We start from the raw sequence: 26,435 nt of genomic DNA, 5'->3' as shown, positions 1-26,435 counted from the left end.
CGCCGGGGTCTTCAGTAGTTGCCGAGGCCGCCGCACACGTTGAGCGCCTGGGCGGTGATGGAGGCGGCGGTGTCGCTCGTCAGGTATCCGACGAGTCCGGCCACCTCCTGCGGGGTCGAGTAGCGGCCGAGCGGGATCTTGGCCTGGAACTTGGTGAGGACCTCGTCCTGGGTGGTGCCCCAGTGGTCCGCGTAGCCCTGCCGCACCTTCACCGCGAGCGGGGTCTCGACGTAGCCCGGGCAGACCGCGTTCACGGTGATGCCGCTGGTCGCCAGCTCGAGGCCGAGGGCCTTGGTGAAGCCGACCACGCCGTGCTTGGCCGCCGAGTAGGGCGCCCCGAACACCACTCCCTGCTTTCCGCCGGTGGAGGCGATGTTGACGATCCGGCCCCAGCCGCGTTCGCGCATGCCGCCGTGCGCGAGCACCTGCCGGGTGACCCGGAAGACGCTGTTGAGATTGGTTTCGATGACTGAGTACCACAGCTCGTCGGGGATTTCGGCGGTCACGCCGCCGCCGTTGCGCCCGGCATTGTTAACCAGGATGCCGAGCGGTCCGTAAGTATCCACCGCGGCCGCGACGAGGTTCTCGACGTCCCGTCCTTCGGTCACGTCGGTGCGCAGGCCGGCCGCGGTGTGGCCGTCCGCGCGCAGTTTCTCCACGGCGCCGTCAACGTCCTCCTGGGTACGTGCGCACAGGAATACCGGGTGCCCCCGCTCGGCCAGCAGCCGGGCGGTGGCCAGCCCGATGCCGCTGGTGGAGCCGGTGACCAGCGCCGGTGCCGGTGTTTTCGCTGACATCATCCCAATTCTTTCCGCTCGGTTGGTAAGAGTTCGAATGTGGTGGTGTGTCACGCCGGGGCCGGGGTCACAGCGCGATCCCGGCCGGGATGAGCACGGCGGGCACGGCGGCGGCCGGCTGCTCGTCGACGAGGCAGTCGCGGACCGCCGGCGGCACCCGGTAGCCCTCGGAGACCAGCCGGTCGACGGCGCGCACCACGGCGGCCCGGTCGGCCTCGGGCCCCGCGGGCCGGTGGCCGAGCAGCGAGACGACCGCGCTGCGGCGGGAGAGCACCTCTGGGTGGCGGCGGGCCAGCACGGAGAGGCCTTGCCCGGGCCCGGTTTCGACCAGCAGGTAAGAGCCCTGCGACAGGAGGTGATCGAGCGCCGGGCCGAAGAGCACCGGCACGCCGGGCACCATCGCCCAGAACTGCGGGTCGCGGGCGGTCGCCTTGTCCAGGAACCCGGGGCGCGAGGCGGACACGATCCGGATCGCCGGGGCGTTCAGCTGGATCCCGGCGAACGCGGGGACGGAGGCGGCGCAGGCCGGCAGGATCGAGGGGCTGTGGAAGCCGCGCAGCGCCTTGGCGGGCATGCAGGTGATCTCCGCGCGCTCCAGGGCCGCGCGCACCTCGGAGAGCTGCGGCTCCGGGCCGGCGACCAGAAGCTGGCCCGGGCCGTTGACCGCGCCGACGACCACCTCGTCGGTCAGGAACGGCGCGACCCGCTCCTCGTCGGCGACCACGGCGAGCATCCCGCCGAGCGGGGCGTGCTGGAACAGCTCGACGCGGGAGAGCAGCAGCGCGGCGGCGTCTTCCAGGCTGACCACCCCGGCCAGCGCGGCCGCGACGTACTCCCCCGCGCTGTGGCCGAGCAGAACCGAGGGCTCCACGCCCCAGGACTGCAACATCCGGCCCATCGCGTAGCCGATGCCGAACAGCAGCGGCTGCGCGCGAATCGCCTCGTCCACGGCGACGCGCGGGTTCGAGGAGAGCCAGTCGGCGCGGATCGCGGCGCCCTCGCGGCCGAGCAGGACGAAGAAGTCGTCGATGGCGTCGGTGAAGGCGGGTTCGCGCTCGTAGAGGCCGACGCCCATGCCCTGATGCTGGGCGCCCTGGCCGGGCAGCAGCAGCGCGACCGGGCGCGGCGTGGACGTGCCCGTCGGCACTGCGCGGCCGATCACGAGGCGTCCCCGATCATCGCGACGGCCCGGGTCCAGCCCGCGCCCGCCCCGGTCAGCTTGACCGGCAGGCAGCTGACCTGGAAGCCGTGTGCGACCGGCAGCGCCTCGAGGTTGGCGAGGCGCTCGATCTGGCAGAACTCGCGGCGGCGGCCGGTGAAGTGCGCGGGCCACAGGACGCTGCGATCCCCGGTGCGCTGGTATTCGCTGATGATGTGCGGGAACGGTGCGTCCAGGCTGAAGGCGTCGGTGCCGATGACGCGCACGCCGAAGTCGAGCAGGTATTCGGTGGCCGGGCCGTCGAGGCCGACGAACTTGGTGAAGTACTCCTGGGTTCCCGCCCGCGCCGAGGCCCCGGTCCACAGCAGCGCGATGTCGTAGGGCCGCGGGGTGTAGCCGATGCGGTCGAGGGCTGATTCGAGGTCGCCGACGCCCGCCGCGCCGGAGCCGATCTCGGTCAGGTCGAGCACGAAGGCCGGACGCACGAACCAGTCCAGCGGCAGCTCGTCGATGGTGCGCGGGACGCCGCTGCCGTACTCGGTGCGGGAGCCGTAGTGCGCGGGGGCGTCCACGTGGGTGCCGGTGTGCGCGGTCAGCGTGAAGGTGTCGTTGTTGAGAAACTCGCCGTCGGGCAGTTCGTCGACGGAGAGGTCGAGGCCGAAGTGCTCGCGCATCGCGCCGGTCATGTGCTCGGCCCCCTGAGCGGGGGTCATCGGCTCGTGCCGCACCGGTTCCGGCTCCCAGAAGCGGGCGTCGACCGGCGTGGACAGATCGATCAGGTGCATCGAGCCACTCTCCTCACGGGCTGTCTCCTCACGGCTGAGGTCAGCGTGGGGGGTGGCGCTCGAGAGCCGGTGGACGGCCGCTTCGCAGGGTTCTGGTGCCGCACGGCGCGGTCCGGCGGGGGCCGGCGAGCTCGAGACGGGCTCCACACGGCGTCGAGCAGCGTTCCCGACCCTCAGTGCACGGAGACGGCCACCGCGCGGGGCCGTCTGTGGGCTGACGAAAGAGGAGTACTCGCATGGATGCCCTGTTGGAGGCGGCCGGCAAGCCGGTCTCCGCGGACCTCTACCTTGAGGTCCAGCAGTTCTACGCCTGGCAGATGCGCCTGCTCGACGACGGTCTGACGGCGCAGTGGGCGCAGACCTTCACCGAGGACGGCGTCTTCGACGCGAACGGCCACCCGCACCCGGTGCAGGGCCGCGACAAGATCGCCGCGGGCGCGCTGGCCGCACGCAAGGCGCTGGACGAGGCGGACATCCGCCACCGGCACTGGCTCGGCATGATCACCGTGACCGAGCAGAGCGACGGCGAGCTGCTGGTGCGCAGCTACGCCACGGTCATCGAGATCCCGCACGGCGGCACGGCCTCGCTGAAGTTCAGCACGGTCTGCGAGGACCTGCTGGTGCGCGTTGACGGCGAGCTGAAGATCAGGGACCGCCAGGTGGTCCGGGACGATCTGCGCTAGCCGCACGCGGCACGCAGGACAAGCACAGCCGCCGCCTCCCGGGGAAGGGAGACGGCGGCTGCGTCGTGTAACGGTTCGTCAGGAAGCGATTACCGGGGCGGACTGGATCATCTCCAGCAGGCTGCGGAAGGTCTCTGCGTCCGAGACCGCGTCGTCCGGCAGATCGATACCGTACTCGCGGCGGATGCGGCCGGTGACCTGGAGCAGCGCGAGCGAGTCGTAGCCGATCTCGACGAAAGGCGTGTCCAGGACCTCCTCGCCGTCCAAGTCCACTCCCTCCTCCACCCCGGCGCTTTCGCGCAGCAACCTGGTCAGCACTTCGCGGTCGATCGTTTGGGCCATGCTCGGCACTCCTTGCTCGGTTGGCGGTTCTTCTTCGGTACGTGCGGTGCTCAGGCGCCGACGACGAGAGCCGCGTTGAACCCGCTGTAACCCCTGGCCAGGACCAGGGCCGTGCGCGCGTCGGTCTCGCGGGCCTCGGTGACCAGGTCGATCGCCAGGCCGGGGGCGGGCTCGGGGACGTTGATCGTCGGCGGGATCACGTGGTCGCGCAGGCTCAGCAGCGCGGTGGCCACGTCGAGGGACGCGCCGCCGCCGATCAGCCGGCCGGTCATCGTCTTCGGCGCGGTGACCGGCACTCCGTTCGGGCCGAACAGCGCGCTGATCGCCAGCGCCTCGGCCCGGTCGAGCCGCGGCGTGCCGGCGGCGTCGGCGAACACCACGCCGATGTCGGCCGGGGCGAGGCCCGCGTCGGCGATCGCCTGGCGGGCCGCGCGCAGCAGTCCCCCGCCGCCGGCCAGCGGATCGTTCTCAGCGTCCTGCGAGGACGGGCGCGGGTCGAAGGTCGCGGCGTAGCCGAGGATCCGGCCGTACTCGCGCTCGACTCCGCGCGCGCGAGCCGCATCGGCGTCTTCGACCACGATGATGGCTCCGCCCTCGCCGGGCACGTAGCCGTTCGCCGCGGCGGAGAACGGCAGGAAACCCTGCGCCGGGTCCTCGGAGCGGCTCAGCAGGCCGGTCGCCAGCTGCCCCATCCAGCCCCACGGGCACAGCGCTCCATCGACCCCACCCGACACCACCAACTCAGTCCCCTTACGGATCTGCCGGCGGGCGTGGCCGATCGCGTCGAGGCCGCCGGCCTGGTCGGTGACCACGACGCCGCTCGGGCCACGCAGGCCGTGCCGGATCGAGATCTGGCCGGTGTTGGCCGCGTAGAACCAGGCGAAGGACTGGTACGCGCTGACGTACTCCTTGCCCTTGCTCCACAGCAGCCCGAGCTCGCGCTGGCCGAACTCGACCCCGCCGCCGGAGGCCGAGGTGATCACGCCCATGCCGTACTCGGGCAGCTCCTGCGGGTTCACCGCCGCGTCGCCCAGTGCCTCCTCGGCGGCCACGAGCGCGAACTGCGTGCTGCGGTCGGTCTGCGGCAGCAGCCGGCTCGGGATGCGCGCCTCGGCGTCGAATCCGGTGACCTCGCCGGCCAGGCGGGAGGGGTACTTGCTGGCGTCGAAGCGGGTCAACTGGCCGATCGCCGGGCGTCCGGCGAGCGTGGCCTGCCAGTGCTCCTCGACGCCGAGCCCGGTCGGCGCGGCGATGCCGAGCCCGGTGACTACGGGTGCTGACGCGCTCATGCTTCCCTCCTGCCGACACGGTTGAGCACCAGCGCGCTCTGGAAGCCGCCGAAGCCGCTGCCGACGCTGAGCACGGCGTCGGTGCGGTGCTCGCGGGCGGTGTTGGGGACGTAGTCGAGGTCGAGGTCCGGGTCCGGCTCGTGCAGGTTGGCCGTGGGCGGCACCACGTTCTCCTCGATGGCCAGCGCGCAGGCGGCGATCTCCAGCGCGCCGATCGCGCCGAGCGAGTGCCCGATCATGGACTTGATCGAGCTGACCGGGGCGCGGTACGCGTGGTCGCCGAGCGCCGCCTTGAACGCGCCGGTCTCGTGCCGGTCGTTCATCTTGGTGCCGGAGCCGTGCGCGTTGATGTAGTCGATCGCCTCCGGGTTCAGCCTCGCCTCGTCCAGCGCGACCCGGATCGCTTCGGCCATCTCGCGGCCGTCCGGCTTGAGGCCGGTCATGTGGTAGGCGTTGCAGCGCGAGGCGAATCCGCTGATCTCGGCGTAGATGTGCGCGCCGCGGCGGCGGGCGCTCTCCAGCTCCTCCAGGATCAGCACCGCCGCGCCCTCGCCGAGCACCAGGCCGTTGCGGGTGCGGTCGAACGGGCGGCAGGCGTGTTCGGGGTCGTCGTTGCGCGGGGTGGTGGCGTGGATCGCGTCGAAGCAGGCGGCGGTGATCGGCGCGATGGGCGCCTCGGTGCCGCCGGCCACCACGACGTCGACGCTGCCCTCGCGGATCAGGTCGACCGCGTAGCCGAGCGCGTCGAGGCCGGAGGTGCAGCCGGTCGAGACGATCGACGCCGGGCCCTGCGCGCCCGCGGCCCAGGCCACCTCGGCGGCGACCGAGCTGGGCACGAAGTGCCGGTACAGCTCGGGCACCACGTATTCGTGGTCTACTTCCCACTTGGTGCCGGTGTCGCTGACCACGACGTACTCGCGCTCCAGGCTCGTAGTGCAGCCGACCGCGGTGGCGATGGTGGTGCCGACGCGGCCCGGGTCGAGCGACTCGACGTCGAGGCCGCTGTCGGCCAGCGCCTCGCGGGCGCAGACCACCGCGAACTGGGAGGCCCGGTCCATCCGGCGGGCGTCCTGGTGCGAGAGCCCGGCCTTGATCGGGTCGAAGTCGACCTCGGCGCCCACCCGGGAGCGGAACGGCGAGGGGTCGAAGTGGGTGATCGTGCGGGTGGCGGTGCGCCCGGAGGTCAACAGCTCCCAGTACGCCTTCGTGCCGACGCCGCCGGGGGCGACCACGCCCAGGCCGGTGATGGCGACCGCGCGGCTCATCGCCGACCCCTGCTCTGCCCGGACGGGCCGCTCGCGGACGGGCGGCGCCGGCCGGGGTCGGGTGTGCGGATAGTCCTCACTGAGGTCGGTCCCTTCTCAAGTCCGATTCCAGCCGGGTGCCGGGACGGGCGGGATCGTGTCCCGCCCGGTCCCGGCAGCTACCGGGCGCGCCCGCGGTGGCGGACGGCTGCCGGTCCTCGGTCCGGCTCCCCGCGGATGAGCGGGGAGCGGGACCGTGTACGCGCATGGTTGGCGACCTTCCTCGACGTCCGCTCGAGCGGCTGCGGAAGGCGATCGCCGGAAATATCAAAACCCTGGTTCGCGCCGCCGGATCAGGCGGCTTCGGGCCGGGCGGCCGGGTCGGGGGCCCCGGCGTCCTGCGGCGGCGCGGCGCTCGCCGGCCGGGCTGCGCGGCGCGGCTTGACCCTGCGGTTGCGCAGCATCTGCCGCCACTCCTCCGCGGAGAAGCCGGCCGCCTCGGTGGTCGCCATGAAGTCCAGCAGGATGTCCAGGAACCGCTGCGGCTGCGTGTGGAACGGGAAGTGTCCGGTGTCGCTGAACAGTTCCAGCCGGCTGCCGGGCATCGCGATGTGCGCGAGCCAGGCGTGCGAGGCCGGCAGGATCGGGTCCTTGTCGCCCCACACGAGCATGGTGGGCATGCCCTCGGTCAGGTAACAGCGGTCCAGCAGCGTGCCCAGTTGTCCGCGCCAGTCCACCACCGCGCGCAGCGTCCTGCCGAAGGCGAGGCGGGAGTCGGCGTTCGGCAGGGCGTCCAGCACGCGCAGCAGTTCGGGCGCGTCCCGGCCCAGCGGCAGCCCGGACAGCTGTAGCAGCTTGACCGCGGCGGTGACCTGCCAGCGCACCGTGGGCAGCTTCATCCCGGCCATCAGCAGCTCGGCGCCCGGCAGCGAGGCGGCGCGCAGCAGCGGGGTGACGTGGCGTGCGACCCCGCCGGTGGCCACCAGCACGATCCGTTCGGTGCGCTCCGGGTACTGATACGCGAACTGCATCGCGACCCCGCCGCCGAGGGAGTGGCCGACGAGCGTGACCCGGTCGATGCCGAGCACGGACAGCAGGTCGCGCATCCCGTTGGCGTAGCCGCCGATCGAATAGTCGCCGCGCGGCTTGTCCGACTCGCCGTGCCCGAGCAGGTCCGGCACGATCACCCGGTGATTACGGGCCAAGCCGGGCACGATCGGCGCCCAGGTCTCGGAGGAGTCGCCGATTCCGTGGATCAGCAGCACCGCCGGACCGTTGCCCGCCATCCGGAAGGCGTGCTTGTGCCCGTGTATGGTCCGATACCGCAGGCGGGCCATCGGCAGCGGCACCGACTCGGGCACCACGCGCAGGGCTCTGCGATTGCGTGCTGAGGTCGGCGCGGCCGTCGCGGTGCTGTCGGTGGTCACAGTGCTCTCCCTCACTGATGCAGGCGCCGCGTTCGGCCCTCATGGACGCCGCCCGCGCCAGGACGCGGCCGAGCGGTGTTGGTACTGACGGTGGCCGCTCCGGCGGCGGACGAGTCGGGGCTGGGCGTCATCAGTGCGCGGCCGGCCCGCGCCCAGCATCGCCACGACCGCGACCAGCGCCGCGATCTCCTGCTCTGTGGGGTGCCCGCGCAGGATTCGCACGTCGGCCTCCCCCGGCGCGAACCTGGTCATCGCACCCGCCTAGACCGGCTGGTTGCCGTGCTTGCGCTCCGGCGTGTCGGCGTGCTTGTGCCGCAGCATCGCGAGCGAGCGGATCAGGACTTTGCGGGTGTCGGCCGGGTCGATCACGTCGTCGACGAGGCCGCGCTCGGCCGCGTAGAACGGATGCATCAGTTCGCTGCGATACTCGTCGATCTTGCGGGCCCGCGTCGCCTCCGGGTCCGCGGACTCGGCGATCTCCTTGCGGAAGATGACGTTCGCCGCGCCCTGCGCGCCCATGACCGCGACCTCGTTGGCCGGCCAGGCGAACGACAGGTCCGCGCCGATCGACCGCGAGTCCATCACGATGTACGCGCCGCCGTACGCCTTGCGCAGGATGACCTGCACGCGCGGAACGGTGGCGTTGCAGTACGCGTACAGCAGCTTCGCGCCGTGCCGGATGATGCCGTTGCTCTCCTGATCCACGCCGGGCAGGAAGCCGGGCACGTCCACCAGCGTCACCAGCGGGATGTTGAAGGCGTCACACAGCTGCACGAACCGCGCGGCCTTCTCGCTGGCGTGGATGTCCAGCGCCCCGGCCATCACCAGCGGCTGGTTGGCCACGATGCCGACGACGTGCCCATCCAGGCGCGCCAGCGCGCACACCACGTTGCCGGCCCAGTGCTCGTGGACCTCCAGCAACTCCCCGTCGTCCACGATCTCACCGATGACCGCGCGCACATCATAGGCCTGATTCGGTTCGGTGGGCACCAAGTCGAGCAGCGCTTCGACGCGGCGGTCCGCCGGGTCGCCGCACTCGGCCGCCGGCGGCAGCTCGGCGTTGTTGGACGGCAGCAGTGAGAGCAGGAACCTGACGTCCTCGAAGCAGGCTGCCTCGTCGTCATGAATGAACGCTGATACGCCCGAGGCGCGTGCGTGCACATCCGCGCCGCCGAGGCTTTCATGCGTCACCTGCTCGCCGGTGACCGCGCGCACCACGTCCGGGCCGGTGATGAACATCTGCGCGTTGCCGCGCACCATGAACGTGAAGTCGGTGAGCGCCGGGGAGTACGCCGCGCCGCCGGCGCACGGCCCGAGGATCACACTGATCTGCGGTACGACCCCGGACATGCGCACGTTGCGCTCGAAGATGCCGCCGTAGCCGGCCAGCGCGGTCACGCCCTCCTGGATCCGCGCGCCCGCCCCGTCGCACAAGCCGACCAGCGGCGCTCCCGCCGCCGCGGCCAGATCCATGACCTTGTGGATCTTCTGTGCGTGCGCCTCGCCCAGCGCCCCGCCGAACACCCGGAAGTCGTGTCCGAATGCGAATACGGTCCGGCCGTGCACCAGGCCCCAGCCGGTGACTACCCCGTCGCCGTACGGCCGGCGCCGGTCCAGCCCGAAGGCATTGGCCCGGTGCCGGCGCAGCGTCTCGACCTCTGTGAAGGTGCCCTCGTCGAACAGCAGGTCAAGCCGCTCGCGCACGGTCAGCTTGCCGCGCTCGTGCTGCCTGCGGGTGGCCTCCTCGTCCGGGCCCGCCTGCACCAGCTCCCGCAGCGCGGACAGGTCGACGGTTACTTCGCGCAGTCCCGGCCGGGCGGCGGCGCCGACGGCCTGCTCGGCCTCGGCGATCGCCTCGGCCACCAGCTTCGCGTCGAGTTCTTCGAGGGCCGCGGTTTCCATGCACTCTCCCTGTCTGCGGGGCGCCACGCGCCCCGCGCGGGGGAAGGCGGCCGCGCGGGGCAGTCGGCGGACTGCCGAACTGGCGGGACCGTAGGCAGCGCTCCTCGCGGCGTGGTGGAGAACCGGCAGGCGCCTGATATCGCGGCGACCGCAGCCCGTCGGCAGAGCGGCTCAGGCCACGAAGCGGTCGAACGAGGCCTCGCGCGGCGACTCGAGGTCCAGCGCCGGGTCGGAGCGCAGGATCGCCTGCTGCAGCCGGTGCACCCGCCCGGACGGCTCGAGGCCCAGTTCCCGGTTGAGGGTGTTGCGCAGCTGGTGGAACGACTCCAGGGCCCGCCAGGCGCTGCCGGAGCGATAGAACGCGAGCATCAGCTGCATGCACAGGTTCTCGTGCATCGGATACCGCGCCACCAGCACCCGTAGCTCGCCGATCAGCGCGCCGTGCCGGCCGAGTCGCAGATCCGCCTCGATCCGGCGCTCGAGGGCGCCCATCCTGGCCTCTTCCAAGCCGAGCACGTCGAGTTCGAGCACCCGCCCCGCCCGCACGTCGAGCAGCGCCGGACCGCGCCAGAGCCGCAGCGCCCGGCTGAGCGTCTCCGAGGCCAGATGGTCGTCGCCGGCCTCGTAGGCACGGCGTCCGGCGGCGGCCAGCTGGTTGAACTCGTCCGCGTCGATCCGCCCCGGCTGCACCTCGAGCAGGTAGCCGCCGTGCCGGGTGACCAGCACATCCTTGGCGTGCCTGCTCGGGTCGGGAGCCAGCGCGGCGCCGATGAGGCGGCGCAGTTGCAGCACGTAGGTCTGCAGGGTGGTGGCGGCGCTGCGCGGGGCCTCCGCGCCCCACAGCTCCTCCACCAGCGTCGGAACGGTGACCACACGATCAGCGCGCAGGGCGAGAAGGGCGAGGACCTGACGCGGTTTGCTCGCGCTCGGCACGATCGAGGTGCCCTGCTCCTCGATGCACACCGGACCGAGAACTTTGACATCCATCTCACGGCCTCCCTTCGAGGTGGCGTCCAACGGCCAAAGACCGTGACGACGACCGCCCGTCGAGAATGGCACCACGGCCGATCCAGCAGCCAGTGACGGGCTCATGAGTGCGGATGTGAAGAACTCACGCCCCGCGGGTGAGCCCGACACTGTTCGGCGCCGAACACCGGCGCGCACTATCGATGGTGTCAGCGCGAACGGCTGACGAAGATCCGGAGGGGAGATCCGTCATGTCGAACGTCAGCAACACGCCGGTCGAACGCGACTGGCGCTTCGCCGAACTCGTCGCTCGTAGCTGGATGGAGCCGGAGCTGGTCGTGCGGTACGCCGCGGATCCGTGCGCCGTACTGGCCGAGTTCGGGCTCAAGGTCGCCCGCCGCGAGGAGGCGCCGGCCCTGGAGCCGTACTGCGGCGCCGATCTGATCATCGAGGATCTGGAGCACGCCCGCGGCCACCGGCTGACCCAGACGGTGAACTTCTGCGGCACCGAGCCGGGCGACGACGAGCCCGAGCCGCAGGGCGACCCGGTTCCGGTCAGGAGGAACTCGGCGTGATCACCGCAGACGGTCCGGACACGGGCCGGCTGGTCGGGTTCAAGCGGCATCTGCGCAGCGCGGTCATCCCGGGCGAGGCGGCATATCTGCTGTCTCCGCTCGGGGTGACTGCTCTGGAGGGAGATTTCATCGAGGTGCTGGCGCCGCTGCTCGACGGCAGCCGCACGCTGGCCGGCGTCGTGCGCGACGCCACCCCCGCGATGACCGCAGCCCAAGTCGGCCGCCTGATCGGCCAGCTCTTCGACGCCGATCTGCTGGCATTCCGAGACAGCACGCGAACAGGTCCGCCGCGCGACGCCGCGGCCGAGGCCTACTGGGATCTGGCCGGCCTCGACGGCCCGCTGGCCGCGGAGGCGCTCGGCAGGACGCCGGTGCGCCTGATTTCGATCGGCGAGGTGGACCACGCCGCCGCTCGCGAGGCGTGCCGGGCCTCCGCGCTGAGCACCCTCGAGGGCGAGGCGTGTCCGGCGGGCGCGTTCACGCTCGTGTTCTGCGATGACTATCTGGCTCCCGAGCTGGCCGCGATCGACGCGGCGCAGCGCGCGAGCGGCCAGGCGTGGCTGCTGGCCAAGCCGTGCGGACCGCAGCCCTGGATCGGGCCGCTGTTCCAGCCCGGCGCGGGGCCGTGCTGGTCCTGCCTGGCCAAGCGGCTCGGCGACCATCGCCGCTGCGAACCGTGGATCAGCCGTGCGGAGGCGGCTGGATCACGGGTGCGCTACCCGGAGGCGTCCATAGCCGCCGCCCGGTCCGTCGCGATCCAGTTCGCGGTGCTGGAAGCCGCCAAGTGGCTGGCCGGGGTACGGCAGGCGGAGCAGAATTCCGTCTACACGCTGGACACGATGACGCTGCACGGCACCCGGCACACGGTCGCGCGCCGGCCGCAGTGCCCGGAGTGCGGCGACCCCGCGATGATGGCACGGCTCGCGCGCAGGCCGATCACCCCGCGCTCGCAGCCGAAGGCCGCGGATACCGGCGGCGGTCACCGAGCCCTGTCCGCCGAGGCGATGCTGGCCCGCTACCAGCACCTGGTCGGCCCGGTCACCGGGATCACGAAGGCGCTCGAACCCGCCGCGGGGGTGCCTGACTTCCTCAACTGCTACGTCTCCGGCCCGAATCTGGCCGTGCGAACGCGTTCGCTCGCCGGGCTGCGTTCCGGGGTCCGCGCGCAGAGCAGCGGCAAAGGGGTCACCGCGCTGGAGGCCCGGGTCGGCGCGCTGTGCGAGGCCGCCGAGCGCTACAGCGCCGTCCGGCAGGGCGACGAGCTGACCGTGCGGGCCAGCTACCGCTCGCTCGGCGAACTGGCCGTCCATCCCGATCGCTGCCAGCTCTTCCATGAGCGCCAACTGTGTGACCGCCGGCGCTGGAACAAGACGCACTCGGCGCTCCAGCACGTGTGCGAACCCTTCGACGAGAAAGCCGTGCACGAGTGGACCCCGGTCTGGTCGCTGACCGGGCAGACCCAGCGGCTGCTGCCGACCGAACTGCTCTACTTCGGCCGCGGCCCGCAGTGGTCCGGGCAGTTGTCCGCGAACTCCAACGGGAACGCGGCCGGAAGCTGCCTCGAGGACGCGATCGTGCAGGGTTTCCTGGAGCTGGTGGAGCGGGACGCGGTCGCGCTGTGGTGGTACAACCGCACGACGCACCCGGCGCTCGACCTCGACTCCTTCGACGAGCCGTGGATCGAGGCCCTGCGCGCGCACTACCGACGGCTCGGCCGCGAGGTGTGGGCGCTGGATCTGACCTCCGATCTCGGCATCCCGGTGTTCGCCGCGCTCTCGCGGCAGGCGGGCGCCGAGGGCGGACGGATCGTCTTCGGCTTCGGCGCGCACTTCGACCCGCGGATCGCGCTGCGCCGGGCGTTGACCGAGATGGGCCAGCTGTTCGGCGCGGTCGTGTGCCGCGACAGCGCCGGAGACCCGGATCTCGACGCGTGGTGGGCCCATTGCGCGAGACGGTGCCCTGAATATCTGTTGCCGGCCGCGGGCGGCAAGGCGGTCGGGGCGCAGGACTACCGGTACACCCCCGCCGCGGATCTGCTCGACGACATCGAGGCGATCACGGCGCTGACCCGCTCGCGGGGGCTCGAACTGCTGGTGCTGGACCAGACCCGACCCGACCTCGGCATCCCGGTGGTGAAGGTGATCGTGCCCGGCCTGCGGCACTTCTGGGCGCGGCTTGCCCCGGGGCGCCTGTACGACGTGCCGGTCGCGCTGCACCGGCTGGCCGAACCGACGCCTTATGAGCGACTCAATCCGATTCCGCTGTTCGTCTAGGCCTCTGAAGCAGAACCCACCAAGCGCGGCCCGGCCCCCGGGGCGCAGGAGACCGATCACCATGTACACGCTTCACCTGGGGGATCCCGGCGAGGGATCGAAGGAACTCTGGTCACTACGCGAAGACGTCTTCGTCGAGCCGTACGCGCCGGACGGCTCGGTGACCCTCTACGGCCGCTGGGGGGATGTCGTCCTGCAGCAGCTGCCGGAGACGGTCACCAAATTCCTGCACCGGATGCAGCTCGGCCCGGTCTCGCTCACCAACGTGCTCGGCGAGCCTTCGGGATCGGGGCCGCTGAGCACGGCGGACCGGGCGACGCTGTTCGTCACCCTGGAACGGCTGCGCCACCTGATCGTGCGCTCGCTCAGCGCGGGACACGGGGAGCAGCCGCTGGTGTCGGTGATACCCATGTCGCCGCGCGCCGCGTTCCAGGTCAAGCCGCTCGACCCGGACCTGCCGGTACGCCTGTCGGTGTTCGCGACTCTCGGCTCCGACGGCACCGCGCTGAGCTTGGAGTCACCGCTCTCCCTGCACCATGTGCTGCTGCACGCCCCGCAGGCCGCGTGGCTGGTCGCGACGCTGGCTCGGCCGCGCACCGCGGCCGAGGCCGCGGCGCTGGCCACCATGCCGCAGGAACTGGCGTCCAACACGCTCGCCTACCTGGTCGCGGCCGGGATGGTCGTGCAGAGCGAGCCGGACAGCGCGCCCGGCAGCCCCCGCTTCGCCGAGGACCACGACCCGTCGCTGCGCGGCTGGACCAGGACCGATCTGGCGTTCCACGTCTCCAGCACGCTCGGCCGGCACGACCGCGACTTCGGCGCCACCTACCCGCTCGGCGGCGAGGCGCGCCTGACCCTGCTTCCCGAGCTGCCGCGCCACGGCCCGAGGATCCCGCTGAGCCGGCCGCGGCTGACGGAGCTGCTGGACCGCGATCCGCCGTTCACCGCGGTGCTCGAGGGTCGCCGCTCGGTCCGCAGGTTCGGCAAGAGCCCGCTGACCGCCGCGCAACTCGGCGAGCTGCTGTACCGGAGCCTGCGCATCAGGTCTCTGATCGGCGCGGAAGGCTCCGCTCCCGAGCAGGCCACCACGATGGACCGGCCCTACCCGGCCGGCGGGGCGATCCACGAGCTGGGGTTCTTCGTCGTCGTCGACCGCTGCGAAGGCGTGGCCCGGGGCGTCTACGCCTACGACGCCGCCGAACACGCCCTGGCGCCCGTCGACGCCGAAGCCGCGGACACGGACCTGCTGCTGGCGCAGGCGCGCACGGCCGCCAACATGGCCGGCGCGCCGCCGGTCCTGATCGTCATCACGGCGCGGTTCGAGCGGCTGTTCTGGAAGTACGCCGGCCTCGGCTACGCGCTGGCGCTCAAGCACGTCGGCGTCGCCCAGCAGACCCTTTACCTGGTCGCCGCCGCCATGGGCCTGGCGGCGTGCGCGATCGGCACCGGGGAGATCGAGGACTCGGCCCGGATCCTCGGCCTCGACTGGCTCACCGAGTCCTGCGTGGGCGGCTTCACGGTCGGTCGCACCGCGCGCCGCGCGGCGGCGGACCGCGGGGCGCGGCACCCGGTCAACGACGCGGACTGGGCCGAGCTCTGCCGCGCCCGGCTGCCGCCGGCCCGATGACCGCAGCGCCGCGGCGGCGGGTGCGGCCGTCGAACCGGCAGATCAGGCTCCTGATCGCGCGCGGACGCGGACTTCCGCGTGCCGATATGCTCCCGCAACCTCCCTTAGAAACCGATCCGGCCATATATTCAAGGTCTACGTCGTTACTCGCGAGGAGTGGCATGGCCACCGACCGCACAATGCCGCAATGGCGCGCCGCACCGGGGTCGTTTCGGGAGTCGGACGCCGACACGCAGGACGAGCTGGCGCTGGCTGTCGATGTGGGCCGGGACGCGCCCGCCCCGCTCATCGCGCGAAACATCCTGCTTTTCCTGCTCTGCACGTATGTTTTCGTCGGAGCGCTCACCCTCCCGACCGACAATCCGGGGGACCCGCTGGCGAACAGCGGCTCCTACGTCTGTATGGCAGTAGTCTTCATCCTCCAGATCGCGCACAGCCTGACGCGGGCTTATGACTGGACGCTGCGTACGAAGATCGCGACCCTTGCCGTGCAGGCCACAGCCACCTACCTGCCGTTCGCGCTCTTCCACGAGCTGTGGGGCGGCATGGCCGGCTTCCTGGCCGGCTCCCTGCTCATCCTGCTGCGCGGCCCGGTGGCCTGGGCGCTGTTCGCCGTCTGCGCGGGCAGCATGGCGGTGATCGCGGCCGTCACCCACGAGCCCGCGGTGTGGATCGCCTACTTCGGCGTGGCGACGGCGAACACCGGCCTGGCGCTCCTCGGGCTGACCAAGCTGACCGACCTGGTCACCAAGCTGCACTCGGCGCGCGCGGAACTGGCCAGGACGGCGGTCGCCAAGGAGCGCAAGCGCTTCTCCCGCGACCTGCACGACCTGCTGGGATACAGCCTGTCCTCGATCACGCTGAAGAGCGAGCTGGCCTATCGGCTGGTGGAGGGGGAGACCGAGCGGGCGCGGCAGGAGCTCGAATCCATCCTGGAGATCTCCCGGCAGTCGCTCTCCGACCTTCGCACGGTGGCCAGCAGCTACCGCGATCTCTGCTTCGCCGAGGAGGTGGCCAGCGTCGAGTCGATGCTGCTGGCCACCGGCGTGGACCTGTCGGTCGATGTCGCCATGCCGCAGCTGCCGGCGGCCGTGGACACGGTGTTCGCGACGGTGCTGCGCGAGGGCGTCACCAACATGCTGAGGCACAGCAAGGTGGAGCGCTGCAGCATCACCGGGCGCGCGGCCGACGCCATGGTGCAGCTGGAACTCGTGAACGACGGCGTCGGCACGCCAGGCGAGCAGGCGGGGGACGCGGCCGGCAGCAGCGGGCTGGGCAGCCTCGCCCAGCGGCTCGCCGCGATCGGCGGCCGGCTGATCGCGGGGCCGGGCGCGGACCACACCTTCAGACTCGTCGCGCAAGCGCCGCTGCGCCAGGGCCGCCCGGTGTCCGAGCGGGCCGGACCGGTCGCGTTGTCGGCGGGCCCGGCCCCCGATCCGACGCGGAGGTCTGCCGATCAGGCTGTCGATGAGTAGTCTTGACGGGTAATCTGAATCGAACGGGCACGATCGCGGACCCGCTTGTGACTGTCAACGCGAACACGGGCGCCCGCGCAGCCATCGGTGGAGCTGACCTCGGCGATCACGGGGAGCCGGATCATGCGATGAAGCAGTTGACCATTCTGCTCGCGGAGGATGTGAACATGGTGCGCGGCGCCCTGGTGGCGCTGCTGAACCTGGAGCCCGACCTCACGGTGGTCGCGGACGTCGACAGCGGCGACGACATCGTGCCGACCGCGCTCGCGCACCGGCCGGACGTCGCCGTCATCGACATCGACCTGCCGGGCATCGACGGGCTGACCGCCGCGGCACTGCTGCATGACCGGCTGCCGTCCTGCAGAACCCTGATCCTCACCAGCCTCGGCCGCCCAGGCACCCTGCGCCGCGCGTTGAGCGCGCACGTGGCCGGATTCCTGCTCAAGGACGCTCCCCCGGCGAAGCTGGCGGACGCGGTGCGCAACGTGGCGGCCGGCCTGCGCGTGATCGATCCGCAGCTGGCGGTCGCCGCGTGGGACTGCCGGGACAATCCGCTCTCCCAGCGTGAACTGGAGGTCCTGCGGCTGGCCGCGCGCGGCGCCGACGCGGTGGAGATCGCCGCGCGGCTCTACCTCTCACCGGGCACGGTGCGCAACTACCTGACGACGATCGTCACGAAGCTGAGCGCGCGCAACCGGGTCGACGCGATCCGGATCGCCGAGAACGCCGGCTGGATCCCCTAGCCGGCCGCGGCTAACCGCGGCCGGCCCCGGTCAGGGCCTCGAACAGCCCGGGATCGAGCATGGTTCCGGCCGCCGTGTCCACCGTGTCGCCGAAGCCCGCGTCGAACAGCGCGACGCTCACGGTGTAGCGCCGGTCCACCGCGCACGTGCCGAAGGTCCACTCGTCGCCGGTGCCCGGGGAGCCGTCCGGCCGCAGGACCCTGGCGCGCGGGTCGCCGAGCCGGAAGCCGAACTCGGTGAACTGGAACCGCAGGCCCTGCCCGATGGCCTTGCTGTAGGCCTCCTTCAGCGTCCAGAGACGCACCAGCGCACCGTTCCTGCGGGCCTCCGCCATCGCCTTGAGCATCGCCAGCTCGTACGGCGTGCAGGCCTGGTTCTCGGTACCGGTACCCGACATCGGGCGGTCGGCCAACTCGACGTCGACGCCGATCCGGCCGCGCCGGGTGATGCCGACGACGAGCAGCTCATCGGTGTGGCTCAGGCTGATGTCGATCTGGTCGCAGCCGCGCAGGTAAGGCCGTCCACCCGGCTTGTAAGCAAGCTCAAGCAGCTCGGGCCGGCTCTCGATCACGGCGGCCGCCGCATGCTTGAGCAGCAGCCGCGCCGCGACGAACCGCGACCGGATGTGCCGGTGCGCCATACGCTGCGCGCGTGACCAGTCGCGGCCGAGCAGCAGCCGCAGTCGGGGATCGTCCGGATCCTCCGGCAGCCAGTCGGCGAGCCGCCCGTACACCATGACCCCGCCGGCCTCGGCCAGCCGCCGGCGCACCGCCTCCCACGGCCCGTCAGGCCCCTCAATCAGCAGCGGACGGCCCAGCGGCCCTCCGGAAACGCCCCCGGGGCCCACACCGGCCATCATGCGGCCAGGTCGGCGGAGAGCTGGCCGTGCAGGTACTCCACCAGGGTCGCGGGCGTGACGATGCTGTCGAGCATGTCCGGCAGCGAGAGCTTGCCGAGGGCGGGCAGCTGCTGTTCGAGCTGATACGTCAGCTGCATCACCATCACCGAATCGAAGCCGAGGTCGCCACGCAGCGCGACGTCCGGTCCGAGACGCACCGAGGGGTCGTTGACCAACCGCGCCACCGCGGCGTACACCGCCTTCCGCACCGGGTCGTCGGCCAGGGCGTCGTTCGGCAGCAGGTCGGCGATCAGCGCGGCCAGCGCGGCCGCGTCGGTGTCCTCGCTGCGGCAAACCGGCACACAGGCCGGGCCGCCGTCGCCGGCCATCGCCTTGATCAACTTGGCCAGCACCGGTTTCGGGCCGATCTCCAGTACCGTGTCAAGGCCCTGCTCCGCCAGCAGCCGCTGCGTGGCCTGGGCGAACCGCACCGGCGCGCTGATGTGCTCGGTCCAATAGAGCGCGCCCAGCGCCTCGTTCAGCAGTCTGCGGCCGCGCACGGTCGAGTAGAACGGCAGCTTCGGCGCGCGCGGCGGCACCCGCGAAGCGACCCGGGCGAAGCGTTGGAGCATCGGCTGCATCAGCGGCGAATGGAATCCGTGCGACACCTGGAGCGGCCGGGCGAGCACATTGAGCGCCGCCAGCTCGTCCTGGATGCGTTCGAGCGCACCGAGGTCGCCGGAGAGCACCGTGGCACGCGGACCGTTGAACGCGCCGAACCCGACCTTCGCCTCGCGCCGCACGAACCGCTCGAGCTGCTCGGGCGCGGCGCGCACCGCGAGCATCCCGCCGCCGCTCGGAAGGTACTGCATGTACGCGCCGCGTACCGCTACCAGCAGCGCGGCGTCATCGAGGCTGAGCGCTCCGGCGACAACCGCGGCGGCGAACTCGCCGATGCTGTGACCGATCACGGCCACGGGCCTGACCCCGGCGTCCAGCAGGGTGGCGGCGAGGGCGTATTCGACGGCGAACATAGTCGGCTGGGTGAATCCGGTCTGATGGACCCTCAGGTCGCCCCGCACGATCAGGTCCGTGATCGAAGTCCCGGTGTACGGACGCAGCGCCTCCGCGGCGGCGTCCAGGCGGCGGCGATAGCCGTCGTGTCCGAAGTAGAGCCGGGCGGTCATTCCCGGGTACTGCGCGCCCTGCCCGGTGAAAGCGAAGGCGATTCGGGGCGCGGGTTCGCTCCCTGCGTTCATGGCCGGCTCCTGTCTGAGGTTCGCGTATCGCCGGGGTGGGCAGCGCCGGGAGCGGCGGCACGAGGTCGCCCGGCGTTGTCCTCAGCCTGCTGCGACAGATGCTCCGCAAGGGCGGCGACGGTCGGATAGTCGAGCACTACGCACACGTCGACGGGTAGGCCGAGTTCCTCTTCGACATCGCCGTAGAGATTGAGCGCGACCAGCGAGTCGATGCCGTACTCGGCGAGCGGGACCAGCGGGTCGATGTCCAGACGGCCGAGGTACCTGGCCAGCCGGCGCACCAGCCACTCGCGTAGCGCGGCCTCGCGCTGCGCGTGCGGAAGAGTGAGCAATCGCGCGTTCACGCCGCCGCCTTCCCGGCCGACCCGCCGGCTGTCCGTACCCGGCCCTTGGGCCGCACCAGCTGCCGGATCCGGGGGTCGATCAGCTCGTGCAGCGGTTCCAGCCGGTCTTCGAGGAACATCGAGCGCACCGCGCTGCGCGCCAGCTTGCCGCTGGTGGTGCGGCGCACCGTACCCGGCCGCACCAGTACCACTCCGGCGGCCTGCACCGCGAACTCCGCGGACACCCGCTCCCGCACGGCGGTCGCCAGTTCGGCCAGGTCCGCCTCGCCGCCCGTGGAACCGGGGCGCACCTCCTGCACCAGCACCACGTGCTCGCGGTCCGCCTCGACCGGGAAGGCGACCGCGGCGCCGAACAGGGCGCTGATCCGCTGGATCGACTGTTCGATGTCCTGCGGATGCAGGTTGCGTCCCGCCACGATGATCAGATCGCTGATCCGGCCGGTGACGTACAGTTCGCCGTCCTTCAGGAAGCCTAGGTCCCCGGTGCGCAGGAAGCCGCGCTCGTCGGCGCAGGTGCGCGCGGCGAAACCCTCCGCGCTCTCCCGCGGGCGGCCCCAGTAGCCGGAGGCGACGCTCGGACCGCGCAGCCAGATCTCGCCGACGGCGCCGTCGGGCAGCTCGGCCGCGGTCTCCGGGTCCACGATCCTGACTTCGTGTCCGTATACGCGCCCCGAACTGCTCAGGGTCCGGCTCGGCCGGTTCGCCGCGGGCGGCCAGAGCCGACGCTGCTCCAGCGCGGCGCGGTCCGCCTCGACCGCCGGGGCTCCCCGTCCGCCCGCGGTGCAGGCGACCATCAGCGTCGCCTCGGCCAGGCCGTAGCCCGCGCGCAGCGCGGAGGGCCTCAGCCCGAACGGGGCGAAGCGCTCGGCGAAGCGGCGCATGGTCTCCGGGCGCACCGGTTCGCCGCCGTTGACGGCGCAGCGCCAGTCGCTCAGGTCCACTCCGGAGAGCTGCTCGTCGGTGATCTTGCGCAGGCACAGGTCGTAGCTGAAGTTCGGACCCGCGGACACCGCAAGCCGGTGCTCGGAGATCAGCCGCAGCCAGTTGGCCGGGTGCTTCGCGAAGGAGATCGGCGACATCAGGACGCTGGTGGCGCCGAGCCACAGCGGGTGCAGGAGCTGCCCGATCAGGCCCATGTCGTGGTGCAGCGGCAGCCAGCCGCCGACCGCGGTGTCCGGTGTGGTACGCAGGGTCTGCTGAATCGCCGCCTGGTTGGCGAGCAGGTTGGCGTGGCTCACCATGACGCCGCGCGGGTCGCCGGAGGAGCCCGAGGTGTATTGCAGCAGCGCGACGGCGTCCGGGCTGATCTCGGGCATGCGCCAGTCGGACGGCTCCGGGGCGGAGGGCAGGCTCAGCAGCGTGTCCGTCGCCACACAGGTGACCTCCCCGTAGCCGCCGAGCGCGAGAACCTGGCTGGCCGCGCCGGCGTTGTGACCGTCTGTCATGACGAAGCGGACCCCGGCGTCCCGCACGATCCCGAGCACCCTGCGCTCGGAGTGCCGCAGCCCGCTGGGATTCGGGCCGGGCACGGCGATCGCGCCGGCGTACAGGCAGGCGAACAGCGACACGGCGAACTGGTAGGCGTCGGGCTGTTGGATCAGCACGCGTTCGCCGGTCGCGCCGTGGATGTGCAGCCACGCGGCGAGGGTTCTGGACTCACGATCCAGCCGCGCGTAGCCGATCCGCCGCGTCCGGCCGGTCTCGTCCACCACGATCAGCGCGTCCCGTCCGGGCCGGTTTGCGGCGTGCCGCCGCACCAGCTCGGTGAACGTTTGGCGTCCGGTCATCTCCGTCCCCCTGTCCCGTCTGTGGCCCGGCGCCCCGGCGCCGCGGAAGGATTCCGCGTGTGTCGCGCCGAGGCCGGTGGGCCTCAGGTCGGAGTATGTGTCCGCATTCTCGAAGGCTCCTCGAACAGCCGTTGCCGTCCGGCGGGGCGGGCCCGGACCGACCGGCCGACCAATCGGGCATTTCAGTACTCTTCCGCTCCGGTTGCCACGGACTGCGGCGTACCGGGACCGGGACTCCGCCGCGGTTCGAGCGGATGCGGAGGCATCGTCAGCCGCGCCGCTATGCGCGACTCTCGTCCTCCGGCGCCGCAGTGGGCGCCGGAGCGTCCCCTCCAGCGGGAGTCGAGCCGGGAATCCCACACTGCGGACATGAGCCCGCTCGAAGGACTGCGCGTCCTGGAACTCGCCGCGATTGGGCCCGTCCCCTACGCTGCGACGCTGTTGGCGGACCTGGGCGCCGAGGTGGTGCGCATCGACCGGGCCGAGGGCGAACGCCCGTTCGCCTCCTGGCACCGCGGCCTCGACCGGGGTCGGCGCTGCGTCGCGTTGAATCTCAAGCGGCCGCGGGAGCTGGCCGAGCTGCTGCGCCTCGTCGAGGGCTGCGACGTGCTGCTGGAGGGATTCCGGCCGGGAGTGGCCGAGCGGCTCGGCTTCGGCCCGCGCGAGTGCCAGGCACGCAACCCGGGGCTGATCTACGGCCGGATGACCGGCTGGGGACAGCACGGTCCGCTGGCCCACACGCCCGGCCACGACATCAACTATCTGGCGCTCTCCGGCGCGCTGGACGCGATCGGTCCCGAGGGCGGGGATCCGGTGGTGCCGCTCAACCTGGTCGGAGACTTCGCCGGAGGTGCGCTGCCGCTGGCGGTCGGCGTCCTGGCCGCGGTGATCGAGCGCCGCACGACCGGGGTGGGACGGGTCATCGACGCCGCGATCGTCGACGGCACCGCCAGCCTGCTCACCATGCTGGCCGCGATGGCGGCGGCCGGGCAGTGGGGCCGCGGGCGCGGGCGCAACCTGCTCGACGGCGGCGCCCCCTTCTACACCGTGTACACCTGCGCGGACGGCCGTCATGTCGCGGTGGGTGCCCTGGAGGAGCGGTTCTACGCACAGTTCGTGCGCGGACTCGGCCTGGATCCGGATGAGCTGCCCGACCGCGACGACCCGGAGCACTGGCCCGCGCTGCGCCGACTGTTCGCGCTGCGCTTCGCCGAGGCGGACCGAGACTCGTGGGCCACGCGGTTCGAGGGCACGGAAGCCTGCGTCACCCCGGTGCTCAGCCTCGAGGAGGCGGCCGAGCATCCGCATCATCGCGCCCGAGGCACCTACCGCGACGAAGCGGGCCTTCGGCTGCCGGCCGCCGCGCCGCGCTTCCTAGACCACCTGGACCGCTCTCCGGCCGCCGCAGAGCACGCGCCGTGACGCAGAGGAGAAAGATGGCCGCGAACCACCGCCGAGCGGTGCAGATCTACGACACCACCCTGCGCGACGGCGTCCAGCAGGAGGGCCTGTCGCTGACCGTCGCGGACAAGCTCGCCGTCGCCCGGCGGCTCGACGCTTTCGGCGTGGACTTCATCGAGGGCGGCTGGCCGGGCGCCGTACCGCTGGACACGGACTTCTTCCGGCGCGCCGCCCGCGAGCTGGAGCTCAGCCACGCGCAACTCGCCGCGTTCGGCGCGACCAGGCGGCCGGACGCCGACGCCGGCCGCGACCCGCAGATCCTCGCGCTGCTCGAGGCCGGCACGCCGGTGGTCACGCTGGTCGCCAAGAGCCACGACCGCCACGTCGAGATCGCGCTGCGCACCAGCCTGGCGGAGAACCTGCGCATGATCCGCGACTCGGTGCGCCAGCTGCTCGCGCAGGGGCGCCGAGTCTTCGTGGACGCCGAGCACTACTTCGACGGCTATCGCGCGAACCGCGCGTATGCGCTCGCCGTCGCAGACACCGCGATCGCCGCCGGAGCGGAGAAGGTGGTGCTCTGCGACACCAACGGCGGCACCCTGCCCACCGAGCTTGCGGATATCGTCGCCGCCACGACGGAGCGCGGCATCCCGGTCGGCATCCACTGCCATGACGACGCCGGCTGCGCCGTCGCCAACACGATGCTCGCGGTCGGCGCGGGTGCCGGACAGGTCCAGGGCACCGCCAACGGTTACGGCGAGCGCTGCGGCAACGCCAACCTGTTCAGCGTGGTGGCGAATCTGGCGGTCAAGGAGGGACGCGCGCTGTTGTCCCCCGCGCAACTGGCCGGGATGGCGCGCACGGCGCACGAGATCGGCGAACTGGCCGCCGCCCCGGTGGCGTCATCGGCCCCGTACGTGGGCTCCTCCGCGTTCGCGCACAAGGGCGGCCTGCACGCTTCGGCGGTCCGGTTGGATCCGAGCCTTTACCAGCACATCGAGCCGGAGCGGATCGGCAACCGCAGCCGCGTGCTGGTTTCCGACCTCGGCGGCCGCTCGTCCGTCGAGCTGAAGGCGCGCGAGCTCGGCTACCAGGTGCGCGCGGCGGACGAGCGGGTCAACCGGGCGATGCTGCGGATCAAGGAGCTGGGCAGGCTCGGCTACGCCGTCGAGGCCGCCGACGCCTCGTTCGAGCTGTTGTTGCGGGAGCACCTTGCCGACGAACCGGTTCCCAGGGTCTTCCAGATCGAGGCCTGGCGGCTCTCCGCGGCCGGGTCCCGGGACCGGGCGCAGACCTCCACACGCGCGGTGCTGCGCGTCGAGCGGGACGGCCGCACCGTGACCGCGACCGGCGTCGCCGACGAGCCTGTCAGCGCACTGTTCCGGGCCCTGCGCGCGGCCCTGCGCCCGGCAGTACCGCAGATCGAGACGCTGGACCTGCTCGACCACGAGGCGCGGCCGATCACCACGGAGGACGACGGCCGGCCTGCGACCAGGGTGCTGATCCGGTTCGGTCTCGGCGGGCGCACCTGGCGCACGGTCGGCGTCGGCCGCGACCTGGGCGCGGCCGCCCTGCTCGCCCTCAGCGACGCCGCGGACTACGTGCTGGCCTGCGGCCCCGGGGGCGCGCCGCCGGCGCTCGAGCAGCGGCACACCGAAGCACAGGCGTCCACGGCCGCGGGCTCCGGGGTCGCCGGATGAGCGACCGCCACCCGCCCGCCGCCGCCGGGAAGGGGATAGTGCCGAGCCGTCCGGGCGGCCCGCTTCCAGCGGGCGGCAAGCCCGGTTCGAGCCCGCACCAGGATGCTGCGATCGGTCATCCGCGACCCGAACGCGACCCGAGCCCGGCGGCGGACCCCCGTACTCGCCGGGCCGGCGAATGCTGAATCAGCGCACGAAATCGAGCAGGCCACGGGCTAGGCGTGTCCTGCCACCCGAGCACGAGAGGCAGCAAGCGATGTCCATTGCACTAGCGCCACCCTCGACCGGGCTGCTCGGCGCGGCCCATGGCGTGGCCGAGTCCGCAGCCCGCAACGCCGCGCAGGCCGACCGGGACGGCGACCTGTCACCCGAGGTGATCGCGGCCGTACGCGAGGCCGGATTCGCCCGGCACCTGGTGCCGGCCCGCTACGGCGGCACCGAGGGCACCTTCGCCGAGCTGACCCGCGCGGTCACCGCGGTGGGCGAGGCCTGCGCCGCGACCGCGTGGTTCGCCTCGCTGTCGGCGTATTCGGCGCGGTTCGCCGCGTACCTGCCCGTCGAGGGCCAGGACGAGCTGTGGGCGGACGGAGCGGACGCGATCATCGCCACCGGCCTGATCCCGTCCGGTGCGGTCACCAAGACCGACGGCGGCTGGCTGGTCAGCGGCACCTGGCGCTATGTGAGCGGCGTCGCATGGAGCGACTGGGTACTGCTGTGCGCCCTCGGGCCGGTGCAAGGAGTCGGGGACGCGCGGTTCTTCGCGCTGCCGGCGTCCGCGTGCCGGGTCGAGCAGACCTGGGACAGCACCGGCATGCGGGCGACCGGCAGCCACAGCGTCGTGCTGCCGGAGACCTTCGTGCCGGACCACCGCTCGGTCGCGCGCGCCGAGGTGCTGGCCGGGCCGAACCGCACCTCGCAGGCGGTCTGCCACAACACGTCCTTCCAGGCCGTGGGCACACTGACCTTTGTCGCGCCCGCCCTTGGCGCGGCGCTCGGTGCGCTCGGCTCGTGCGTAGAGCTGCTCAAGCACGCTCGCCGCACTCCGTCCGGCGACGAAGGGCTGGCGCGGTCGGCCGCGCTGATCGACGGCGCGCGGCTGCTCGTGGAGCGCAACGCCGCGACCGCCGATGCCGGGAACTGCACGCCGCAACTGCTCGCACGCAACGCGCGGGATGCCGCGTTGGCAGCCGAAATACTGGTGAGCGCGGTCAACGCGCTGGTGCGCGCGGCCGGCACGCACGGCCTGTCCCAGTCCCACCCGCTGGAGCGGCACTGGCGCGACGTGGTGGCCGCGGCGAGCCACGTCGCGCTGCGCTTCGAGACGGCGCCGGCGAAGACCTTCGCGGACATTCTGCTGGCCTGAGCAACGGCCGCAGCCGGGCCCGATCGAAGCCGGGCCCGGCAACGCCTCGGGGCGGCATCCGGACACCGGATGCCGCCCCGAGGCTTTCGTTCGGCGCGACGCGACGTGTGGCGCGTTAAGGCAGGACCTGGTGTTCGGGCAGCTCCACGGTGAGCCCGTCGCACTGCTCAGTCACGGCGAGTTGGCAGCCGAGCCTGCTGGTCGCCCGTCGCGGCGTGGAGGTGATCTCCAGTACCTCGTCCTCCAGGGGGTGGATCGGGGTGATGCCGCGGGCGACCCGCTCATGCTCCGGCAGGAAGATGTGGCAGGTGCCGCACATGCCGGCGCCGCCGCACTCCGCGACGATACCTGCCACGCCCTCCCGTACCGCCCCGCGCATGACGCTGGTGCCGAGTGGGACGTCGACGGTGTCGCTGGTTCCGTCGGCTCGCAGATAGGTGATGTGAGGCACGTCGT

Annotated in this window: 24 protein-coding genes; 9 read left to right on the top strand and 15 right to left on the bottom strand. The window is 72.2% G+C overall.

The genetic code is table 11. The features are described 5' to 3' along the window. Positions 1–11: 11 nt before the first annotated feature. The 3 genes from fabG to VFB40_RS05230 form a co-directional block, all read right to left on the bottom strand. On the bottom strand, positions 12–797 hold the full coding sequence (gene fabG, locus VFB40_RS05240; protein ID WP_324848140.1) for a 3-oxoacyl-ACP reductase FabG: 786 nt from the start codon (positions 795–797) through the stop codon (positions 12–14). 67 nt (positions 798–864) lie between these two features. Beyond that, positions 865–1,959, bottom strand: a complete 1,095-nt coding sequence (locus VFB40_RS05235) for an acyltransferase domain-containing protein (RefSeq protein ID WP_324848139.1) — start codon at positions 1,957–1,959, stop codon at positions 865–867. Continuing rightward, entirely contained in the window at positions 1,956–2,741 is a 786-nt protein-coding gene (locus VFB40_RS05230) for a cyclase family protein (RefSeq protein ID WP_324848138.1), read from the bottom strand. Before VFB40_RS05230 ends, VFB40_RS05235 begins: the two co-directional genes overlap by 4 nt. A gap of 236 nt (positions 2,742–2,977) precedes the next feature. On the opposite strand from VFB40_RS05230, the gene VFB40_RS05225 reads away from it, so the two are divergent. Next, complete coding sequence (locus VFB40_RS05225; RefSeq protein ID WP_324848137.1) at positions 2,978–3,424, top strand: nuclear transport factor 2 family protein; 447 nt, start codon at positions 2,978–2,980, stop codon at positions 3,422–3,424. A gap of 78 nt (positions 3,425–3,502) precedes the next feature. Here VFB40_RS05225 and VFB40_RS05220 read toward each other — a convergent pair whose 3' ends face one another. From VFB40_RS05220 to VFB40_RS05190, 7 genes are all read right to left on the bottom strand, one after another. Continuing rightward, positions 3,503–3,766: an acyl carrier protein gene (locus tag VFB40_RS05220; protein WP_324848136.1), complete on the bottom strand. Its 264-nt coding sequence runs from the start codon at positions 3,764–3,766 to the stop codon at positions 3,503–3,505. A gap of 50 nt (positions 3,767–3,816) precedes the next feature. Further along, positions 3,817–5,055, bottom strand: a complete 1,239-nt coding sequence (locus tag VFB40_RS05215) for a ketosynthase chain-length factor (RefSeq protein WP_324848135.1) — start codon at positions 5,053–5,055, stop codon at positions 3,817–3,819. Beyond that, positions 5,052–6,320, bottom strand: a complete 1,269-nt coding sequence (locus VFB40_RS05210) for a beta-ketoacyl-[acyl-carrier-protein] synthase family protein (protein WP_324848134.1) — start codon at positions 6,318–6,320, stop codon at positions 5,052–5,054. The genes VFB40_RS05215 and VFB40_RS05210 overlap by 4 nt, the downstream gene beginning before the upstream one ends. A 332-nt stretch (positions 6,321–6,652) precedes the next feature. After that, positions 6,653–7,636, bottom strand: coding sequence for an alpha/beta fold hydrolase (locus tag VFB40_RS05205; RefSeq protein ID WP_349261351.1), 984 nt, complete (start codon positions 7,634–7,636; stop codon positions 6,653–6,655). Between the two features lie 129 nt (positions 7,637–7,765). Further along, the gene (locus VFB40_RS05200) at positions 7,766–7,978 is read right to left on the bottom strand and encodes an acyl-CoA carboxylase subunit epsilon (protein ID WP_324848132.1); all 213 of its coding nucleotides are present in this window, start codon (positions 7,976–7,978) and stop codon (positions 7,766–7,768) included. Between the two features lie 9 nt (positions 7,979–7,987). Next, positions 7,988–9,628, bottom strand: coding sequence for an acyl-CoA carboxylase subunit beta (locus VFB40_RS05195; RefSeq protein ID WP_324848131.1), 1,641 nt, complete (start codon positions 9,626–9,628; stop codon positions 7,988–7,990). 171 nt (positions 9,629–9,799) lie between these two features. Continuing rightward, the gene (locus VFB40_RS05190; RefSeq protein WP_324848130.1) at positions 9,800–10,615 is read right to left on the bottom strand and encodes an AfsR/SARP family transcriptional regulator; all 816 of its coding nucleotides are present in this window, start codon (positions 10,613–10,615) and stop codon (positions 9,800–9,802) included. Between the two features lie 230 nt (positions 10,616–10,845). Between VFB40_RS05190 and VFB40_RS05185 the strand changes: the two genes are divergently transcribed. The 5 genes from VFB40_RS05185 to VFB40_RS05165 all read left to right on the top strand — a co-directional run bounded on the left by VFB40_RS05185 (position 10,846) and on the right by VFB40_RS05165 (position 17,287). Further along, complete coding sequence (locus VFB40_RS05185) at positions 10,846–11,169, top strand: hypothetical protein (protein WP_324848129.1); 324 nt, start codon at positions 10,846–10,848, stop codon at positions 11,167–11,169. Next, positions 11,166–13,442, top strand: a complete 2,277-nt coding sequence (locus tag VFB40_RS05180; protein WP_324848128.1) for a TOMM precursor leader peptide-binding protein — start codon at positions 11,166–11,168, stop codon at positions 13,440–13,442. Before VFB40_RS05185 ends, VFB40_RS05180 begins: the two co-directional genes overlap by 4 nt. 61 nt (positions 13,443–13,503) lie before the next feature. Then, positions 13,504–15,069, top strand: coding sequence for a SagB family peptide dehydrogenase (locus VFB40_RS05175; RefSeq protein ID WP_324848127.1), 1,566 nt, complete (start codon positions 13,504–13,506; stop codon positions 15,067–15,069). A gap of 161 nt (positions 15,070–15,230) precedes the next feature. Next, positions 15,231–16,544, top strand: coding sequence for a sensor histidine kinase (locus VFB40_RS05170; protein ID WP_324848126.1), 1,314 nt, complete (start codon positions 15,231–15,233; stop codon positions 16,542–16,544). A 128-nt stretch (positions 16,545–16,672) separates the two neighbouring features. Then, entirely contained in the window at positions 16,673–17,287 is a 615-nt protein-coding gene (locus tag VFB40_RS05165; RefSeq protein ID WP_324848125.1) for a response regulator transcription factor, read from the top strand. Positions 17,288–17,297: 10 nt separating this feature from the next. On the opposite strand, the gene VFB40_RS05160 is transcribed toward VFB40_RS05165, so the two are convergent. The 4 genes from VFB40_RS05160 to VFB40_RS05145 are packed head-to-tail and all read right to left on the bottom strand — an operon-like array spanning position 17,298 to position 21,515. Next, a complete protein-coding gene (locus tag VFB40_RS05160) occupies positions 17,298–18,143 on the bottom strand; it encodes a 4'-phosphopantetheinyl transferase family protein (RefSeq protein ID WP_414642044.1) in 846 nt (281 codons plus the stop codon). Further along, complete coding sequence (locus VFB40_RS05155; protein WP_324848123.1) at positions 18,143–19,384, bottom strand: acyltransferase domain-containing protein; 1,242 nt, start codon at positions 19,382–19,384, stop codon at positions 18,143–18,145. Before VFB40_RS05155 ends, VFB40_RS05160 begins: the two co-directional genes overlap by 1 nt. Then, complete coding sequence (locus VFB40_RS05150) at positions 19,381–19,728, bottom strand: acyl carrier protein (protein WP_324848122.1); 348 nt, start codon at positions 19,726–19,728, stop codon at positions 19,381–19,383. Before VFB40_RS05150 ends, VFB40_RS05155 begins: the two co-directional genes overlap by 4 nt. Then, positions 19,725–21,515, bottom strand: a complete 1,791-nt coding sequence (locus VFB40_RS05145) for a fatty acyl-AMP ligase (protein WP_324848121.1) — start codon at positions 21,513–21,515, stop codon at positions 19,725–19,727. The genes VFB40_RS05150 and VFB40_RS05145 overlap by 4 nt, the downstream gene beginning before the upstream one ends. 369 nt (positions 21,516–21,884) lie before the next feature. On the opposite strand from VFB40_RS05145, the gene VFB40_RS05140 reads away from it, so the two are divergent. From VFB40_RS05140 to VFB40_RS05130, 3 genes are all read left to right on the top strand, one after another. Continuing rightward, entirely contained in the window at positions 21,885–22,937 is a 1,053-nt protein-coding gene (locus VFB40_RS05140) for a CaiB/BaiF CoA transferase family protein (RefSeq protein ID WP_324848120.1), read from the top strand. Between the two features lie 14 nt (positions 22,938–22,951). Continuing rightward, the gene (cimA, locus tag VFB40_RS05135; RefSeq protein ID WP_324848119.1) at positions 22,952–24,616 is read left to right on the top strand and encodes a citramalate synthase; all 1,665 of its coding nucleotides are present in this window, start codon (positions 22,952–22,954) and stop codon (positions 24,614–24,616) included. 256 nt (positions 24,617–24,872) lie between these two features. Next, the gene (locus VFB40_RS05130) at positions 24,873–25,979 is read left to right on the top strand and encodes an acyl-CoA dehydrogenase family protein (protein ID WP_324848118.1); all 1,107 of its coding nucleotides are present in this window, start codon (positions 24,873–24,875) and stop codon (positions 25,977–25,979) included. Positions 25,980–26,094: 115 nt separating this feature from the next. Here VFB40_RS05130 and VFB40_RS05125 read toward each other — a convergent pair whose 3' ends face one another. Beyond that, positions 26,095–26,430, bottom strand: a complete 336-nt coding sequence (locus tag VFB40_RS05125) for a 2Fe-2S iron-sulfur cluster-binding protein (RefSeq protein WP_324848117.1) — start codon at positions 26,428–26,430, stop codon at positions 26,095–26,097. Positions 26,431–26,435: the final 5 nt, after the last annotated feature.

The sequence above is a fragment of the Actinocrinis sp. genome (genome assembly GCF_035650855.1).
In the GTDB taxonomy this organism is placed as follows: Bacteria; Actinomycetota; Actinomycetes; order Streptomycetales; family Catenulisporaceae; genus Actinocrinis.
Note: the sequence above shows the minus strand (reverse complement) of the source record. Positions and strands in the feature narration are given on the sequence as shown.

Bases quoted from the DNA above. Each gene is read 5' to 3' on its own strand.
- fabG (WP_324848140.1), bottom strand. From the start codon at position 797: ATGTCAGCGAAAACACCGGCACCGGCGCTGGTCACCGGCTCCACCAGC.
- VFB40_RS05230 (WP_324848138.1), bottom strand. From the start codon at position 2,741: ATGCACCTGATCGATCTGTCCACGCCGGTCGACGCCCGCTTCTGGGAG.
- VFB40_RS05225 (WP_324848137.1), top strand. From the start codon at position 2,978: ATGGATGCCCTGTTGGAGGCGGCCGGCAAGCCGGTCTCCGCGGACCTC.
- VFB40_RS05220 (WP_324848136.1), bottom strand. From the start codon at position 3,766: ATGGCCCAAACGATCGACCGCGAAGTGCTGACCAGGTTGCTGCGCGAA.
- VFB40_RS05215 (WP_324848135.1), bottom strand. From the start codon at position 5,055: ATGAGCGCGTCAGCACCCGTAGTCACCGGGCTCGGCATCGCCGCGCCG.
- VFB40_RS05210 (WP_324848134.1), bottom strand. From the start codon at position 6,320: ATGAGCCGCGCGGTCGCCATCACCGGCCTGGGCGTGGTCGCCCCCGGC.
- VFB40_RS05205 (WP_349261351.1), bottom strand. From the start codon at position 7,636: ATGGCCCGCCTGCGGTATCGGACCATACACGGGCACAAGCACGCCTTC.
- VFB40_RS05200 (WP_324848132.1), bottom strand. From the start codon at position 7,978: ATGACCAGGTTCGCGCCGGGGGAGGCCGACGTGCGAATCCTGCGCGGG.
- VFB40_RS05195 (WP_324848131.1), bottom strand. From the start codon at position 9,628: ATGGAAACCGCGGCCCTCGAAGAACTCGACGCGAAGCTGGTGGCCGAG.
- VFB40_RS05190 (WP_324848130.1), bottom strand. From the start codon at position 10,615: ATGGATGTCAAAGTTCTCGGTCCGGTGTGCATCGAGGAGCAGGGCACC.
- VFB40_RS05185 (WP_324848129.1), top strand. From the start codon at position 10,846: ATGTCGAACGTCAGCAACACGCCGGTCGAACGCGACTGGCGCTTCGCC.
- VFB40_RS05175 (WP_324848127.1), top strand. From the start codon at position 13,504: ATGTACACGCTTCACCTGGGGGATCCCGGCGAGGGATCGAAGGAACTC.
- VFB40_RS05170 (WP_324848126.1), top strand. From the start codon at position 15,231: ATGGCCACCGACCGCACAATGCCGCAATGGCGCGCCGCACCGGGGTCG.
- VFB40_RS05165 (WP_324848125.1), top strand. From the start codon at position 16,673: ATGAAGCAGTTGACCATTCTGCTCGCGGAGGATGTGAACATGGTGCGC.
- VFB40_RS05160 (WP_414642044.1), bottom strand. From the start codon at position 18,143: ATGGCCGGTGTGGGCCCCGGGGGCGTTTCCGGAGGGCCGCTGGGCCGT.
- VFB40_RS05155 (WP_324848123.1), bottom strand. From the start codon at position 19,384: ATGAACGCAGGGAGCGAACCCGCGCCCCGAATCGCCTTCGCTTTCACC.
- VFB40_RS05145 (WP_324848121.1), bottom strand. From the start codon at position 21,515: ATGACCGGACGCCAAACGTTCACCGAGCTGGTGCGGCGGCACGCCGCA.
- VFB40_RS05140 (WP_324848120.1), top strand. From the start codon at position 21,885: ATGAGCCCGCTCGAAGGACTGCGCGTCCTGGAACTCGCCGCGATTGGG.
- cimA (WP_324848119.1), top strand. From the start codon at position 22,952: ATGGCCGCGAACCACCGCCGAGCGGTGCAGATCTACGACACCACCCTG.
- VFB40_RS05130 (WP_324848118.1), top strand. From the start codon at position 24,873: ATGTCCATTGCACTAGCGCCACCCTCGACCGGGCTGCTCGGCGCGGCC.